The sequence below is a fragment of the Halomonas sp. DP3Y7-2 genome (assembly GCF_019800795.1).
GTDB lineage: Bacteria > Pseudomonadota > Gammaproteobacteria > Pseudomonadales > Halomonadaceae > Halomonas > Halomonas litopenaei_A.
In genome coordinates this window covers 582164-597854 of record NZ_JAHVKJ010000001.1, presented here as the reverse complement: position 1 = coordinate 597854, position 15691 = coordinate 582164, and the positions used below count along the sequence as shown (strand labels likewise).

At 62.3% G+C, this 15691-nt stretch carries 14 protein-coding genes; 6 read left to right on the top strand and 8 right to left on the bottom strand.

All coding sequences use genetic code 11. The features are described from left to right. Positions 1-7 precede the first annotated feature (7 nt). Entirely contained in the window at positions 8-1048 is a 1041-nt protein-coding gene (locus KUV45_RS02650) for a GTP-binding protein (protein ID WP_222162172.1), read from the top strand. Beyond that, positions 1041-2252: a PotD/PotF family extracellular solute-binding protein gene (locus tag KUV45_RS02645; protein WP_224851897.1), complete on the top strand. Its 1212-nt coding sequence runs from the start codon at positions 1041-1043 to the stop codon at positions 2250-2252. The genes KUV45_RS02650 and KUV45_RS02645 overlap by 8 nt, the downstream gene beginning before the upstream one ends. Positions 2253-2413: 161 nt before the next feature. Here KUV45_RS02645 and KUV45_RS02640 read toward each other — a convergent pair whose 3' ends face one another. Beyond that, the gene (locus KUV45_RS02640; RefSeq protein WP_222162173.1) at positions 2414-3157 is read right to left on the bottom strand and encodes a sulfite exporter TauE/SafE family protein; all 744 of its coding nucleotides are present in this window, start codon (positions 3155-3157) and stop codon (positions 2414-2416) included. Positions 3158-3326: 169 nt separating this feature from the next. Then, on the bottom strand, positions 3327-4328 hold the full coding sequence (gene gap / locus KUV45_RS02635) for a type I glyceraldehyde-3-phosphate dehydrogenase (protein ID WP_222162174.1): 1002 nt from the start codon (positions 4326-4328) through the stop codon (positions 3327-3329). A 363-nt stretch (positions 4329-4691) separates the two neighbouring features. Between gap and KUV45_RS02630 the strand changes: the two genes are divergently transcribed. Together KUV45_RS02630 and pgi are read left to right on the top strand one after the other, a co-directional pair. Further along, positions 4692-5168: a methylglyoxal synthase gene (locus KUV45_RS02630; RefSeq protein WP_222162175.1), complete on the top strand. Its 477-nt coding sequence runs from the start codon at positions 4692-4694 to the stop codon at positions 5166-5168. A gap of 20 nt (positions 5169-5188) precedes the next feature. After that, complete coding sequence (gene pgi, locus KUV45_RS02625; protein ID WP_222162176.1) at positions 5189-6868, top strand: glucose-6-phosphate isomerase; 1680 nt, start codon at positions 5189-5191, stop codon at positions 6866-6868. Between the two features lie 56 nt (positions 6869-6924). Here the strand turns inward: pgi and KUV45_RS02620 are convergent, their stop codons facing one another. Together KUV45_RS02620 and crcB are read right to left on the bottom strand one after the other, a co-directional pair. Next, positions 6925-7368, bottom strand: a complete 444-nt coding sequence (locus KUV45_RS02620) for a CrcB family protein (protein WP_206942313.1) — start codon at positions 7366-7368, stop codon at positions 6925-6927. Beyond that, entirely contained in the window at positions 7365-7793 is a 429-nt protein-coding gene (gene crcB / locus KUV45_RS02615; protein WP_224851899.1) for a fluoride efflux transporter CrcB, read from the bottom strand. The genes KUV45_RS02620 and crcB overlap by 4 nt, the downstream gene beginning before the upstream one ends. 366 nt (positions 7794-8159) lie before the next feature. Here crcB and ybiO point away from each other — a divergent pair, with 366 nt between their 5' ends. Continuing rightward, positions 8160-10532 (top strand): mechanosensitive channel protein, encoded by a 2373-nt coding sequence (gene ybiO / locus KUV45_RS02610; protein WP_206942311.1) that lies wholly within the window; start codon positions 8160-8162, stop codon positions 10530-10532. 368 nt (positions 10533-10900) lie between these two features. On the opposite strand, the gene KUV45_RS02605 is transcribed toward ybiO, so the two are convergent. Beyond that, entirely contained in the window at positions 10901-12127 is a 1227-nt protein-coding gene (locus KUV45_RS02605) for a heme biosynthesis HemY N-terminal domain-containing protein (RefSeq protein WP_206942309.1), read from the bottom strand. After that, positions 12124-13128, bottom strand: a complete 1005-nt coding sequence (locus KUV45_RS20260; protein ID WP_224851901.1) for a uroporphyrinogen-III C-methyltransferase — start codon at positions 13126-13128, stop codon at positions 12124-12126. The genes KUV45_RS02605 and KUV45_RS20260 overlap by 4 nt, the downstream gene beginning before the upstream one ends. A gap of 19 nt (positions 13129-13147) precedes the next feature. Between KUV45_RS20260 and KUV45_RS20255 the strand changes: the two genes are divergently transcribed. Further along, positions 13148-13711, top strand: a complete 564-nt coding sequence (locus KUV45_RS20255) for a hypothetical protein (RefSeq protein WP_224851902.1) — start codon at positions 13148-13150, stop codon at positions 13709-13711. Between the two features lie 45 nt (positions 13712-13756). Here the strand turns inward: KUV45_RS20255 and KUV45_RS02595 are convergent, their stop codons facing one another. Further along, the gene (locus KUV45_RS02595; protein ID WP_222162178.1) at positions 13757-14521 is read right to left on the bottom strand and encodes a uroporphyrinogen-III synthase; all 765 of its coding nucleotides are present in this window, start codon (positions 14519-14521) and stop codon (positions 13757-13759) included. Beyond that, the gene (gene hemC / locus KUV45_RS02590) at positions 14521-15453 is read right to left on the bottom strand and encodes a hydroxymethylbilane synthase (protein WP_242520844.1); all 933 of its coding nucleotides are present in this window, start codon (positions 15451-15453) and stop codon (positions 14521-14523) included. The genes KUV45_RS02595 and hemC overlap by 1 nt, the downstream gene beginning before the upstream one ends. Between the last annotated feature and the right edge of the window lie 238 nt (positions 15454-15691).

Genomic DNA, 15691 nt, shown 5'->3' with positions numbered 1-15691 from the left:
CTCCCTTATGAGCGAGAACACTCCCCTGCTCCCCGTCCATGTGATCTCCGGATTTCTCGGTGCAGGCAAGACCACCCTGCTGAAGTCGGTCCTTGCCAGTGAGGCATTTGGCGATAGCGCAGTGCTGATCAACGAATTCGGAGACGTGGGGCTCGACGACCGGCTGATCGGTGATATTGCCGAAGACGCCGTACTGCTTTCCAGTGGCTGCGTCTGCTGCACCATTCGCGGCGAGCTGTCCGAGGCGCTCAGGCGCTTGCTGACTCGACGCCAGGACGGCGACATACCACCGTTCAAACGAATCATCCTGGAGACCACGGGCCTGGCCGATCCTGGTCCGATCGCCTCCACCATTACCGCCGATCCGGTCTTGCGACACCACCTGCGTCCCGGCACCAACCTGACGCTGGTGGATGCCGTCAATGCCGTCGACAGCCGCGCCGCTCACCCGGTCTGGGAGGCTCAGGTCGCCGTGGCCGACAAGCTGGTGATCAGCAAGACCGACCTGGTGGAGCACCATGCGCTGACACAGCTCGAATCACTGCTGGAGGCGCTCAACCCCGCTGCTCAACGGATGGGCAGGGAAGCCCTCGATCAGCCTAGTGATAGCCTGTTTGCCAGCGGCCCACACCTTCAGCGGTTCACCCCTGGGCAGGTCAAGGACTGGCTGGGGCCATGGCGCAACCCCGTCCGGCATGACCCCGACCATCTCGGCAACATCCGCTCCTTTCGACTGGGCCTGGAAGGCGACGTAGACTGGACGTGCCTGGGCATCTGGCTGTCCATGCTGCTTAATCGCCATGGCAGTGACATCCTCAGAGTCAAGGGGGTGCTTCACGTGCACGGCGATGACCGCCCGGTCGTGCTGCATGGCGTCCAGCACACGATTCATCCGCCTGAGCATGTCGAGACGTGGCCGGCGCACGACCGTCACTCGGAGCTGATCTTCATTACCCGCGACATCGATGCCGAGCGCGTGACACAATCGCTGACGACCTTCATGGAGCGCATCAGCGATCACCCCAGCCCAAGGATTCAGCATGCCTGACACCCAGCACGACGCCCCCTATGTGCAACGTGGCCCCGTGACCCTGCGTGTGCTTGGCACCTCAGTGACGCTGCTCGACAGCATTCGCGAGCGCGCCCGAGAAGATCTCGGTCTGCGCCTGGAGTTCACGGTGATGGACGGCGTAGCCGCCCAGAGAGCCGGCGTGCTGGCCCCCGACAGTTTTGATATCTACGATCAGTGGTTCCACAACGTCGACTTCGTATGGCCCGCGGGCGCCATTCAACCGATCGAGCTGAGCCGTCTGGAACACTGGGAGTCCATCAACGACCTGCCCAAGACCGGCCGCCTGACGCCCCATGCCCCAAGAGGTGCCGGTGGCAATCCGGTGGACCGCCTCTACGTCCAGCCCGACGGCAGCTGTGGCCCACGGCCGACGGCACACATCACCATGTTGCCCGTCAGTCACAACGTCGACAGCTTTGGCTACCGTCTAGACATGCTGCCGGAGGGGCTCTCCGACGCAGAAGAGAGCTGGGCCTGGCTGCTGGACCCGCGCTGGCGCGGCATGGTCAGCCTGCAGAACGATAGCGCCATCGGCGCCATTGACGCGGCTCTGGCCGCCCAGGCAGCGGGCTTGGTGACCTTCGAGGACCTGGGCAACCTGAGCGTCAATGACATCGATACGCTGATTGACTGCCTGATCACCCTCAAGGGAAAGCAGCACTTTCGCACCTTCTGGAGCAACCAGGATCAGGCCTCCTCGGATATGGTGCGCGGCCGCGTCGGCATCGAGAGCCTGTGGTCGCCAGCGATGACGGCGCTAAAACAGCGCCAGATCAAGGTGCGCATGGCAGCGCCACGGGAGGGGTACCGCGCCTGGTACGGCGGTATGTCGCTATCTCGAGGTGTCACGGGCAGAACCCTGGACGCCGCCTACGACTACATGAACTGGTGGCTCTCTGGCTGGCCCGGCGCGGTGATGGCCCGTCAGGGCTACTATATTTCCACGCCGGAGCTGACACGTCCTCACCTGACCACCGCCGAGTGGGACTTCTGGTATGCCGGCAAACCGGCGGCAGAGGAGCTCGCGGGCCCTTCAGGGCCGTGCGGCATGATTCACAAGGGCGAGGTCCGCGACGGCGGAGATTATCTGACCCGCATGAGCCGTATCGCCGTCTGGAACACGGTCATGGACGAACACAACTACCTGGTCAGACGCTGGAACGACTTTATGTCGGCGTGAGCCCACAACAGCCCGTCGCCAGGCGCTGCCCGAAAAGTCGACGAGCGAAGGTTAGACAAGGCAAAAATCGGTGAGAAAGCGCAGTTTACGGGGTGTAAATGAGCATTTCGGTCCGGTTTTTAACGCCGTATTACCGAGCGCAGGCACTTTTCAAACAAGCCCTAGCCCAGCGCCTTGACGATCAACTGAACCCCCACCACCGCCATGGCTAGCACCACCAGGCGATAGAACAGCCGCTCGTTGACCCGATGCTGCAACCACAGACCGCTCTTGATGCCGAACCAGGCCACGGGCACCAGCGCCAGCGACGCCCAGATGCTGGTGAGGTTGATCTCGCCCAGCCACAGGTAGGGTGGCAGTTTCATGGTGTTGACGGCGGCAAACACCAGAGTGGTGGTGGCGATGAAGGTGGTCTTGGGCAGGCGCCTGGGCACCAGGTAGAGGTTCATTGGCGGCGCCCCGGCATGGGCAATAAAGCTGGTGATACCGGTGGCGATACCAGCGGGCCACGCCCAGAAGGAGGCAATCGGCTTCGAGGCCGCCGGTTTCACGATCATGTAGGCGACAAACAACAGCGAGATCACCCCCAGCAGCAGCCTGACGTGGTCCTCGTCGAGGCTGCCCGCCACCAGGGTAGCCACCACCACGCCGATCGCCATGCCGGGTATCAATCGCTTCACCTCGGCCATGTCCTGGTGCCCCCACCAGGCCTTGACCGCCAGAACGTCCATCACCAGCAGCAAAGGCAATAACAGGCCAGCTGCGGCGATGGGATCAATGGCCAAGGCCATCAGCGGCACCGACAGAGTACCGAACCCTCCGGCAAAGCCGCCCTTGGAAATACCGGTCAAATAGGTGGACAGGATGATCAGGCCCCAGGCGAGCCAGGAGTAATCGGGAAGCATAGCGATCCTTGCGCACGACGACGCCGAAGCAAGCCTGCTTCGGCGTCTTTATCAGGGGTCGGGGTAACCATGCACCCCAGGCCCCAGCATGCCACACCATGCTCACCTATGGCAGCCGGCAGCGGCGTTTCGCTTGCTGGCTGAGCTGCGAGGCGCTTGCCTGCTGGCGTTACTTGGCGGCCTGCATCGCCAGGGCGGTATCCAGCATGCGGTTGGAGAAGCCCCACTCGTTGTCGTACCAAGCCATGACCTTGACCAGGCGGCCGTTGACGCGGGTGTGGTTGGCGTCGAAGGTCGAGGAGGCCGGATCGTGGTTGAAGTCGATCGACACCAGCGGCTGGGCGTTGACGTTAAGTACCGGAGAATTGGCCGCCGCCTTGGCGACGATCTCGTTGATCTCTTCCTTGGTGGTGTCACGTGAGGCAGTGAACACCAGGTCGACCAGGGACACATTGATGACCGGCACTCGCACCGCCAGGCCATCCAGCTTGCCATTCAGCTCCGGCAGCACCTTGCCCACCGCCGCCGCGGCGCCGGTCTTGGTCGGGATCATGGAGTGGGTAGCACTGCGCGCGCGGTAGGGGTCCGTGTGGTACACGTCGGACAGGTTTTGATCGTTGGTGTAGGCGTGAACGGTGGTCATCAGACCGTTCTCGATGCCCACGGCATCATTCAAAGCCTTGGCCACCGGCGCCAGGCAGTTGGTGGTGCACGAGCCATTGGAGACGATGATGTCGCTGGCCTTGAGCACGCTGTCATTCACGCCGAAGACAATGGTGGCGTCGCCATCGGGGCTAGGCGCCGACACCAGCACCTTGGCGGCACCAGCGTCAATGTGCTTGCCGGCATCGGCACGCTTGGTGAACAGCCCCGTGCACTCCATCACGATGTCCACGCCAAGGGTTAACCAGGGCAGGCTGGCGGGATCACGTTCGGACAGGATAGCGATACGATCGCCGTCGACGCTCAAGCTTTCCTCGTCATGTTCTACCTTGAAAGGAAAGTGGCCATGGGCCGTATCATGACGCAGCAAGTGGGCGTTGAGGGACGGATCGCCCAGGTCGTTGATGGCCACGACCTCGATACGATCCCGGTAGCCGTTCTCGTAGAGCGCGCGAAGCACATTGCGGCCGATGCGACCAAATCCGTTGATGGCAACCTTGAGAGTCATAGCGAAAATCCCCCTGAGCGGCGAAAAACAATCTTGCGTGAAGGCCATAGAGCTCGACGGTAGGCGGGATTGATGAAGTTGCACATCCCCCGCAAGGACGTCGTCAGTGGGCACCAATGTGGTACAGACAGCGCCGGGACTCAAGCACTATTTTGCTAAACTTACAACATTTTCAGCAAAACATTGATAGAGGACACTCCAATAGTTCCCGTAATTCGCCAACTTGCTTGCGATTCAGCTCTGGAGCCTTCGCGGTTCATACCTTAGTCGCACGGCATCTTCGTAGTAATATTACCTTCAACACTCTATGGTATCCCTGAACATGGTGACACCATTCACCCCGCCTTTCATCGGAGGCCTCGCATGTCTCAGCCCGTCAAGGAAGTCAGCCGTGTACTCCCGGCTCGTAAACGCATCGCTCTGGTCGCCCACGATGGCAAGAAGCAGGAGCTGATGGACTGGGCCTCACGCTGGAAGGACACCTTGACGGCGCACCAGCTGGTCGGCACCGGGACCACGGCCGCCCGTCTCAGCCACACCCTGGGACTGGACGTGGAAGGGTTGATGAGCGGTCCGCTGGGCGGTGACCAGCAGATTGGCGCCAGGATCACCGAACAGGCGTTAGACCTGCTGATCTTTTTCTGGGATCCGTTCTCGCCGCAGCCTCACGACCCTGACGTCAAGGCGCTGCTGCGCCTTGCTGCCCTGTGGAACGTGCCGGTGGCCTGCAATCCCTCCAGCGCCGACTTCATGATGAGCTCCCCCTGGCTCGGCCAGGACTACGAGATGAGGATACCCGACGCCCAGGCGTGGATTTCTTCTCGTAGTGACAACAACTAATTCGTATCGAGGATTCATCCGTGTTCCAACTGACCCGAAGCGTGACCTGGCAATCGCTGCTGAAGCTGCGTGAAGAAACCGCCAACGACCGCATCCGTGACTACTTTGCCGCTGATCCCAAGCGATTCGACAAGATGAGCCTGCGCGTGGGTGGGCTCTTTCTCGACTACTCCAAGCATCAGATCTCCGACAAGGTGCTCGACAAGCTGATGGAGCTGGCAGAACACTCTGCCCTGGTGCAGCGGCGCGCGCAGATGTTCTCCGGCGATATCATCAACGTCACCGAGGACCGGCCGGTCCTGCATACCGCATTACGCAACCTGGGCGACACGCCGGTCATTGCCGACGGCAAGGATGTGATGCCCGAAATCCACGCCACTCGCGAGCAGATCAAGCGCTTCTCCGAGGAAGTGCGCAGTGGCGCCTGGAAGGGCTACAGCGGCGAGCGTATCCGCGACATCGTCAACATCGGCATCGGCGGCTCGGACCTGGGGCCCAACATGGCCAGCCGCGCGCTGCTCAAGTACCGACAGGCGGACCTGAACTTCCATTTCGTCTCCAACGTCGATGGCGCTCATATTCAGAAGGTACTGAGAAGCCTCGATCCGGCGACCACCTTGTTCATCGTCTCCACCAAGACCTTCTCGACCCAGGAAACCCTGCTCAACGCGCGTACTGCCCGTCGCTGGTTCATCGAGAATGCGGGTGATGATGCCGACATCGGCGCTCACTTCATCGCTGCCTCGACCAACCGTAAAGCGGCCATGGAATTCGGCATCCGCGAAGAGAATGTCTTTGAGTTCTGGGCCTGGGTCGGCGGACGCTACTCGATGTGGTCGTCGATCGGCCTGCCTATCGCGCTGGCTATCGGTTACGAAGGCTTCATCGAGATGCTCGAAGGCGCCTACGAGATGGACCAGCATTTCCTGTCCGCGCCGCTGTCCGACAACATGCCGGTGCTGATGGCGCTGATCGGCATCTGGTACATCAACTTTGTCGGCGCCGAAACCCAGGCCATCGTGCCCTACGACCAGGCGTTGCATCAGCTGCCCGCCTTCCTGCAGCAGCTCGACATGGAATCCAACGGCAAGTCGGTGGATATCTTCGGGCGTCCCGTGGACTACAAGACCGGGCCCATCGTCTGGGGTCAGACCGGCTCCAACGGCCAGCATGCCTTCTTCCAGCTGCTGCACCAGGGCACTCGCTATGTGCCCATCGACTTTATCGCGTCGCTGAAGCCCGAGCCCGGCGTCGAGGACCACCACTTCGCCCTGCTGACCAACATGCTGGCTCAGGCCAACGCCTTCATGGAAGGCAGTAGCCAGGGCGGCGACCTGGATCCTTACAGCTGTCCAGGTAACCGACCCTCCAGTGTGCTGCTGCTCGATGAATTGACGCCGCGCAACCTGGGCGCCTTGATCGCTCTTTATGAGCACAAGGTGTTCGTCCAGGGAGTGATCTGGAACATCAATTCCTTTGACCAGTGGGGCGTCCAGCTCGGCAAGCGGATTGCCGGTGAGATCAGCGAAAAGATCGACGAGCGCAGCCAGGACTTCGACGCCTCGACCCAGGGACTGCTGGGTCTGGTAAGAGAACACTTCAGCGCGGCAGAAACACCCAGGAACAAGCACGCTGACAAAGCGACCAAGACGTCCCGCAAGGGCGCATCGTCCAAGCACGACGCAGCAACGAAACCCTGACGACAGCAGACCTTCAAGCTCGCTCCAGCCCCCCTGCGGGGCGAGCTTGACTGCGTTCAGTCTTCGCCGCGCTTCGCGCCAACCGCCGCCGTGCGTCGGGCCAATACGCTGCGTGCACGGGCATCTCCTGCCCAGGCCGCCCCAAGCCACAGAGGAACACTCACCGTCAGGTAGGCCAAGGCCAGGCCGGGGCGCCCTGCGATGACCAGTTCAGCCACTTCCAGGCTGAACAGGGAAAAGGTAGTAAAGCCACCACAGAAGCCTGCCACCGCCCAAGGGTGCAGACGCGCCAGACGCCGGCTGCCACTCAGACCCGCGTGGGTGGCAAAGCGGGCGATCAGCCAAGATCCCAGCACATTGACCAGCAGGGTCGCCCAGGGAAACGGAGAAGCGACAAGCCCTGCCACCATCATGCCGACGCTGAGGCGACACACCGCGCCCAGGGCGCTCCCCATCCCGACGGCCAGATACAGCCATGCCACTTCGCGTCGGATCCTCATGGGAGCGCCTCCCGGCCCAACAGCAGGCCATCGATGAGGCTACCCAGCATCCATCCTGCGGCCACCGCCGACAAGCCGACGATCAAGGTCACGCCCACGTTTGCGATGGCCGCCATCAAGCGCCCTTCTCGCAACAAGTCGAGGGTTTGCAGGCTGAACGAAGAGACCGTGGTGAAGCCACCCATGACCCCAGTGAGCAGCATCAGCGCCAGCGTTGAACCGGCCTCCAGCAGGCTTGCCAGCAGACCTATCATCAGGGCACCGAGCAGATTGACCAGCATGGTGCCCCAGGGAAACCGGCTGCCCCAGGCCGAGGCTGCCCAGCGGCTGACGAACAGCCGCCCCATGCCACCCAAGGCTCCTCCCAGCGCCACACTGGTCAGCGTCCACCCATCCATCGCCTTGCGCTCCGACAAAAGCGTCATGGTAAGCCAGTGGCTGCCCTTTGTCGTGGCGACACACCAGCAGATCCGGGGAGCGATTTGCTACGCAAAACCGGCACGGCACAGAACGTTTCTGTCAAAGCAGGCTCTCAATGCAGGTGCCCGCCTGGCAGGGACGCGAAAAAAAACGCCGCCCGGGAGGGCGGCGAACTTGTGCTTGCCTAGCAGGGATGAAGCGCATGGGATGCGTTCACCGTCAATATGGCACAGAATTGGCAATACGTACAAGTTTTGTACATCATTGATGACGTACAAGCGCTGATCGAACATGTTAGCCTGCGCCAGAATCGCTCGATCATGCCCTCGCCTGTCCTCAGGCTCCATCAATTACAGGAGAAGGTTTGCGTGATGCCCTCACGACTCTGCTCTCGACTCTCACGCGTGCTGCTGCTCGCCCTGATATTGTTCGCTGGCCCAGCCTTTGCTCAGCAAGCGGATGGAGATGGCACCGCAAACGCTTCTGGCGACGGCCCAGCCTATTCGACCCTGGCTGACCTGCTGGAAAACGAGCAGTCTCGTAGCCAACTGATCCAACAGCTGCGCCAGATGGCGGAGAACGCCCCGGAACAGGCTCAAGCTGCCGGCGGCGCGGCCATCGATACCGCGGCCGATGCGACCTTGCCGAAACAGCTGGCCGATATGACCAGCCGCGTCGTCACCGAATTTGGCTTTCAGTTCGAGAACCTGGTCAATATCTTCGGAGCCATGGTGAATGGCGCCTTCTCGGAAGGTGAGCTCAACTACGAGCTCTTCACCGAAGCGGCCATCAATCTCGGACTGGTGATTCTGGCCACCTTCGTCATGTTCGTGGTCATCCGACGACTGGTCAGGCCGCTGTTCACCCGCCTGAGCCAGTATTCACAGAATGGTCAGACGCTGAATCCGACCATTCGGCTGGTGCTGTGTGTGGTCCTGGCCGTGATCGTCGACGCCGCTGTGGTCGGGCTTGCCTACGTGGGCGGCAACCTGGCCGCCACCTTCGCGATTGGTGAAACCGGAAGCCTGTCGACAAGGGCATCGCTGTTCCTGAACGCCTTCCTGGTCATTGAGCTGCTGAAGGCGGCTGTCCGCATGTTGTTCGCCTCCCGCTACGAGGGGCTACGCCTGCTGCCGATTTCCGCCGATAATGCGTCCTACTGGAACCGCTGGATCGCGCGCCTGATCGGGCTGACCGGCTACGGCCTGATGGTCGTGGTGCCGCTGATCAACACCTATCTTTCCTACAGTGTCGGCGAGGGCATTGGCGCCCTGATCATGATCGGTGCCTACCTGTATGCCATCACCGTGGTACTGATCAACCGCACCAAGCTGCGGGATGCGCTGTTCGATTCTGCGGTGCGTTCCAGCCTGGCCGCCTCCGGCGTGGCACTGCGTATGCTGGGTCGTACCTGGCACCTGTGGGCCATCATCTACTTCTCGGTGGTGCTGGTACTGACCCTGACACGTCCCGAGGACGCTCTGCCATTTGTCTTGATGGCCACGCTGAAGACCCTCGGCATCGTGCTGGCGGCCATGCTGATCTCGCGGCTGCTGGTACAGGCAGTAGGACGCCGCATTACCCTGTCCAGCGAGCTCAACAAGAAGCTGCCGCTGCTGGAAACCCGGCTTAACTCTTACGTGCCCACCCTGCTGCGCATCGTCAACGTATTGATCCTGATCGTTGCCGCCATGGCGCTGCTCAATGCCTGGGGCGTGTTCGACATGGCCACCTGGTACGCGTCAGAAGCCGGGCGCCTGCTGGTCAGCCAGGTCATCAATGTGGTCATTATCCTGGTGGTGGCTGCCGGCACCTGGATCGCTCTGGCCAGCTTCATTGAGCACAAGCTCAACCCCTCCACTGGCCGTGGCGTGCCATCTGCCCGGGCCCAGACCTTGCTGTCGCTGTTCCGCAATGCCCTGGCGATTGCCATCGTCACCATGACGGCAATGATCGTGCTGTCGGAGATCGGCATCAATATCGGGCCATTGATCGCCGGTGCCGGTGTGCTGGGTCTGGCTATCGGTTTCGGTGCGCAGAAACTGGTTCAGGACATCATTACCGGTATCTTCATCCAGGTAGAGAACGCCATGAATACGGGTGACGTGGTGACCCTGGGCGGTATTACCGGTACCGCAGAAAAGCTCAGCATCCGTTCGGTGGGTATTCGTGACCTGCACGGCACCTATCACCTGGTTCCCTTCTCCAGTGTGGATGTGGTGTCCAACTACATGCGTGGCTTTGCCTACCATGTCGGCGAATACGGTGTGGCATACCGCGAAAACGTGGATGAAGCGATCGTTGCCCTGCGCAATGCCTTCGACGAGCTGTCGTCGGACGACCAGTGGAAGACGGAAATTCTCGAGCCTCTCGAGGTGGCGGGTGTCATCGCCCTGGCCGATAGCTCGGTCAACATTCGTGTCCGCATCAAGACCACACCAGGCAACCAGTGGGCCATCGGGCGCGCCTACAATCGCCTGGTCAAGATGCACCTGGACGAGGCGGGTATCGAGATTCCCTTCCCTCATACCACCGTCTATTTCGGCGAAGACAAGCAAGGCAAGGCACCTGCCGCCAACCTGCGTCTGGTCGAAAAGGACGTGGTATCCACCGGCAAGGAGAAAGATACCGCGCCACTACCTGGAGAAGAAGGCAGCGTCGACGCCCCTCGCGAGCACGAGACCCGCGAGTACGCTGAAACCAATGCCAAGTTCCGCGGTGACTATGACCCGGAAGGCAATTGACCTGATCTTCAGTAACAGCGAGGGCGGCCCATGGGCCGCCCTCTTTTTTTCGCTGCTGGTAACGCCTACCCCACACGTGGCTCCTGGCATCTCCCACCTGGCGCCAGGCGGCTCGCCTGTCCCATACGGTTCCTGGCAGCACATGGCGGCTCGCCTATCGCTGGAACCACTCCCATGCAGCTCCTGACAGCTCCTGGCAGCGCTCATCCGGCACCTGAAGATGGCAGGCCTCCTGCCACGAGCTCGGGCGCCTTGTGTGACGCTCGGCCATGTTCAGCGCGACCGCCAAGGACCCACAAACGCCAGGGGCGGGGCCTATTGGCCCCGCCCCTGGCGGTCGTTCTGCGGCGTCGGTCGCAGTCCTGGGATCAGGCCTGCTGGGCGTCGCTAGGTTGCGGTAGTGACGGCAACGACTTGTCGAGAAGCTCGACGCTCTGACGATAGTAGAGCTGGCTCTTGTTGTGTTCACCCAGGTTGGCATAGAGCCGTGCGAGTTCTGCACAGACCACGCCGCTCGGCCGCTGACGCTGGCTCGCCTCGAAGTACTCCTGGGCCTTGCCCCAGTACGCATTGCGCAGGGCCAGTCGACCAAGGGTCAACAGCAGGTCCGGATCATTGGGGCGTTCCTGCAGCCATTTCTCGGCGGTGACCAGTTGGCGCGAGGCATCCACACCCAGCAAGCCGTAGCGCAGCACCAGACGGCTGTCCCAGTTGGATTTGAGCGAATGGCGCAGCAGTTTCTCGGCAATCACCTGCTCGTTGCAACGCACCAGCGTCTCGGTGTACAGCACCAGCAAGTCGACGTTGCTGCGCAGGTACTCCGGCATGTCGGACCACAGGTTGCGCACTCGCTCGATATCTTCGGGGTTGCGCGTTTCCTGGAGAATCAGCTCACGATAGGCCTGCAGCTCCAGTGCCTCACGCTCTTCCCGAGAGATCAGCTGCTGGTCAGCCAGGCGCGGCAGCAGGCGACGCAGGCCATCCCAGTCGCTGACGCTGATGTACGCGGCTTTCAGCTGCTTGAGTACCTGCGGGTGACGCGGCAGGTGCCGGTCGAGACGCGTCAGAATCGCCAGCGCCTCTTCGTACTGCTGACGGTCCAGCATCAGCTGAGCCTGCATCATACCTACCGCAGGATCGGCCCCATCGGTCGAAATATGTGCACGCTTGAGCAGCGTATCGGCCTGGTCGTAGCGTCCCTGGTAGTGAGCCGCCAGCGCCGCGGACAAGTAGTTGACCAACGGCGTGCTGGAGTCGTCCGCCGCCTTGACCAGGGCCTTCTCGGCTCGCTTCCAGCGACCTTCCGCCAGCGCAACCAGCCCGCGCACGGTACGCTTCATGGCGGTGCGATTACGGGCCCGAGAATTCCACACCTTGAAACGGCTGACCGGGCGACTCATCCGTACCAGAACGCGCAAGGCAAAGTGCACAATGATGAACAGCGCCAACAGGATGACCAGGCCGAACCAGAAGGAGGTCTGGAAGGAGGTGTCCCCCACCCTGACCAACCAATAGCCAGGAACGGACATCATCAGCTGGCCGAACAGCGCCCCGACCGCAAGGCCAACGACGATGAGCAGGATCAGCTTTCTCATGCGTTACCTCCCTGGCCGGATGCACCCGCCTCGAAGCGCTGCTCGATAAACCTGGCCAGCGCTTGCTGGGAGGCACTGATGTCGGGAAGCTCAGGGCGAATGGCCTGGCTCTTCAGCTCACCCAGGCGTGCAATCACAGCCTGCACCGCCTCGTTGTCGCCATCGTAGTAGCCTTGAAGCAAGGTGATGGCCTTGTCGAGGCTCGCTTCGTACAGCCCGGTTTCTTCCTTCAGCAGCGCCAGCTGCGACTGCTCCAGAACCAGACGCAGGCTTTGACGCAGGTAGGATTCCTGCTCGGGGGTGATCAGCGCCTCGAGAGCCTGGTCATGATGACGGACCGTCACCAGCTCCTTGAGTTCTTCCCCGACCCGAGCGAGCTGCTCCTGCCAGGCCCCTGCCGGCGCCTCCTCGATGGTGGTGTCCGCCGTGAATTCCTCGATGTCCTGGGCCAGCGGCAATCCGGCGATCTGCTCCTGCTGGGCGTTCAGGGCCAGGTAGAGCCCTGTGCGGTCCACCTTGGGCACCGACTGCAGCGCGGCAAGCTCTTCGGCAATGGCACGACGCACCGGCACCAGCGCCGGGTTATCGGCCTCTTCCAGGCGCGCGTCTGCAGTCCGCAGCAGGGCAGCGGCACCTTCCACGTCGCGCTCCAGCTGCAGGCGCTGGTTGGCCAGCCTCAGCAGATAGGCAGCCTCGGCATGAAGCCAGTCGCGCTCATCGGCATTCTGTTCCTTGGAGAGTTCCGCCAGCACACGGTCCAGCGTCTGATTGACGTCGGACTTGTAGTCCGCGAAATCACTCTTGATCCCGTCGACCGCCTGCCCCATGGTCTCGCGGCGCTCGTTGAGCCCGCTTTCCAGCTGTGATGACAGCTCCTGGACATCGCTCAGGCTCGGCGTGTTCTGCTTGAGCTGATCGATCCGGGCCGACATGGCCTGCTGAAGCTGCCACCCTTTGAAACCGACAAAGGCCACACCAGCGATCAACAGCAGCACCAACACCAGCGCAACGACACCGGCCTTGCCTCCACCGGAACCGCCCGAAGAGGTCGATGTGGCGCTGGTCGATGCCGCGCCTCCACCGCTACCGGCGGAGCCACCCTTGGCGCGGCCGCCGGACGAGCCAGTGGACGCAGAGGAAGTCGCACCCGTCGCGGCAGCCTTCGTCTTGGCTGAGTCCGATGCGCTTGAATTCGATGCACTAGTGCTAGAAGGGGACGTCTTTGAGCGGGAGTCGCTCGACTGGGTGGAGACAGACGCGTCCGCGCTTTGCGGCTTGGCATCAGCGGCTGGCTTGGCTGCCGACGTGGTAGCACTGGAGGCCGCATCTTTCGACGCTGAGGTCGCCTTGTCGCCAGCACTCGACGCGGCCGCATTGTCAGAAGAGCCACTCTTGCTGCTGGCCGACGCGGCGGTGGAAGACGGCGAAGCGGACCCGGTCGAGCTGCTGTTGTTCTTGTCGCGACGCCTCGAGCGCCGCTGGGCGCCTCCCCTGCCGGCACCACCCTTGGCGGGCTCCGTGCCTGAGGTCGCGGCCTGTGCTCCTTGCTTGCCGGAGGCGGACGCCGTCTGCTGCTCGTCCTGATCGTGCTGTTGGTTGCTCATCTGTCGCTAGCCCTTTTCGAGATCTTCATTCGCCATCCTCTGGGTCGCAGGTCCTTGCTACCGCAGCTGCCAGCGCCGCAGGAGACGCGCCAGACGCCACGACCGGGACGCGAAACCCCAGCGTTTTCGCCAGTGTAGCCAACCGCTGGCTGGAAACGACCAGCGGTCGTTGAAAGGCGGCCTCTGAACACCATCTTGCCAGATGTTCCAGGATTTCTCCGCTACTGACCACCAACGCCCCGTAGTCCCCTGCAGCCAGCCGCTGCGCGGCATCCTCTGCCAGCGGCAACAGACGGCGCCGATACACTTCTACCCGCGTCAACCGCGCCCCTCGCTGAGCAAGCGTCTCACCCAGCAACGACCGCCCTCCTTCACCTGCCACCAGCAACACTCGCTGCTGATCAAGCCGCTTGAGCGACGGAAGTGCCAGCAAGGCCTCGCTGGTTTCTTCCCCGGCGGCCGCAGTGGGCAGACGTACCCTCACGCCCAAGGCCTGATACAGCAGCGCGGCCGTCGCCTGCCCCACGGCATACAGCTCGAGCCCTTGCGGCAGCTGCGGCCAATATCGGTCGAGCGCCTCGACCAACTGCTCGGCGGCGGCGGGGCTGATAACTATCACCTTATGAAAGTGATCGATGTCGAGCCAGGCCGACCTTGCATCCGCCGTCTCTGGCACAGTTTCCTGCCGCATCACCTCGAGCCGAAGCGTTGACAGCCCGAACGCAGCGACGGCTTCTGCCAACACCTGGCCGCGAGCGCCCGGTCGAGTCAGCAACACCGGTGCAGACATCAGCGCGGCCCGTACACCTCAGCCAGAATATCGCTGGCTCCCTGTTCGAGCAGCTGCTCGGCCACCCGAATACCCAACGCCTCCGGTTCGTCTACCGAGCCGCGACCCTCGGCCCGCAGCACTCGCGTGCCGTCCGGGGTACCCACCAAGGCACGCAGCCACAGCGTCCGGCCATCATCTTCGTAGATAGCGTGGCCGCCGATGGGGACCTGACAGCCCCCTTCAAGCCGCGTATTCATAGCACGCTCGGCACGCACTCGCGTCGCCGTCTCGATATCATCAAGCGGCGCCAGCAATGACACCAGCTCGGTATCATGCATACGGCACTCGATCCCCAGGGCGCCTTGCCCACAGGCAGGCAAACACACCTCGGGGGGCAGCTCCTGGGCGATACGGTCTTCAAGGCCCAGGCGCTTTAGTCCGGATGTCGCCAGCAGAATGGCGTCAAACTCACCGCCGTCAAGCTTGGCCAGGCGGGTCTGCACATTGCCACGCAGGCTGATCACCTCCAGATCGGGGCGCGCTTCGCGCATCTGCAGCCCGCGCCTCAGGCTGGATGTGCCCAGTCGAGCCCCCTCGGGAAGGTCCTCGAGGCAACCGTAGTCGTTGGACACAAACGCGTCGGTGGGCTCGGCCCCTTCGAGAATCACCGACAGCCCCAGGCTTTCGGGGAACTGCATCGGGACATCCTTCATGGAGTGCACGGCAATGTCCGCTCGTCCGTCGAGCATCGCCTCTTCCAGCTCCTTGACGAACAGTCCCTTGCCGCCGACCTTGGCCAGCGGGGTATCGAGGATCTTGTCCCCACGCGTCGACATGGGTACCAGCTCGACTTCAAGGTCAGGATGAATCGCCATCAGGCGATCGCGGACATGTTCGGCCTGCCACATGGCCAATTGGCTCTTACGCGTCGCGATACGCAGCCTGGACATCTGTTGCACGTTGCTACTCCCTGGTCGGGCTCGCGACCACATCGCCGCGTCCGCCATATTAAGTGAATGGCGTCATCATAAAGCACGGCCCCCGTCAGTAAAATCGACCTGAGCCAGCCTTGCCGTCCTTTTTGCCGCCATCTTCGCCTTCACCCCGGTCTCAGCCCCCTGGGTCCGAGACTTTTGTTGTCGGGCTCGATATCGCCCTCGCTCGTTGGCCGACTTTCGTTACCGGGCC

Excerpts from the sequence above, each read along its gene's own strand:
- KUV45_RS02650 (WP_222162172.1), top strand. The coding sequence starts at position 8 with ATGAGCGAGAACACTCCCCTGCTCCCCGTCCATGTGATCTCCGGATTT.
- KUV45_RS02645 (WP_224851897.1), top strand. The coding sequence starts at position 1,041 with ATGCCTGACACCCAGCACGACGCCCCCTATGTGCAACGTGGCCCCGTG.
- KUV45_RS02640 (WP_222162173.1), bottom strand. The coding sequence starts at position 3,157 with ATGCTTCCCGATTACTCCTGGCTCGCCTGGGGCCTGATCATCCTGTCC.
- gap (WP_222162174.1), bottom strand. The coding sequence starts at position 4,328 with ATGACTCTCAAGGTTGCCATCAACGGATTTGGTCGCATCGGCCGCAAT.
- KUV45_RS02630 (WP_222162175.1), top strand. The coding sequence starts at position 4,692 with ATGTCTCAGCCCGTCAAGGAAGTCAGCCGTGTACTCCCGGCTCGTAAA.
- KUV45_RS02620 (WP_206942313.1), bottom strand. The coding sequence starts at position 7,368 with ATGAGGATCCGACGCGAAGTGGCATGGCTGTATCTGGCCGTCGGGATG.
- crcB (WP_224851899.1), bottom strand. The coding sequence starts at position 7,793 with ATGACGCTTTTGTCGGAGCGCAAGGCGATGGATGGGTGGACGCTGACC.
- ybiO (WP_206942311.1), top strand. The coding sequence starts at position 8,160 with ATGCCCTCACGACTCTGCTCTCGACTCTCACGCGTGCTGCTGCTCGCC.
- KUV45_RS02605 (WP_206942309.1), bottom strand. The coding sequence starts at position 12,127 with ATGAGAAAGCTGATCCTGCTCATCGTCGTTGGCCTTGCGGTCGGGGCG.
- KUV45_RS02595 (WP_222162178.1), bottom strand. The coding sequence starts at position 14,521 with ATGTCTGCACCGGTGTTGCTGACTCGACCGGGCGCTCGCGGCCAGGTG.
- hemC (WP_242520844.1), bottom strand. The coding sequence starts at position 15,453 with ATGTCCAGGCTGCGTATCGCGACGCGTAAGAGCCAATTGGCCATGTGG.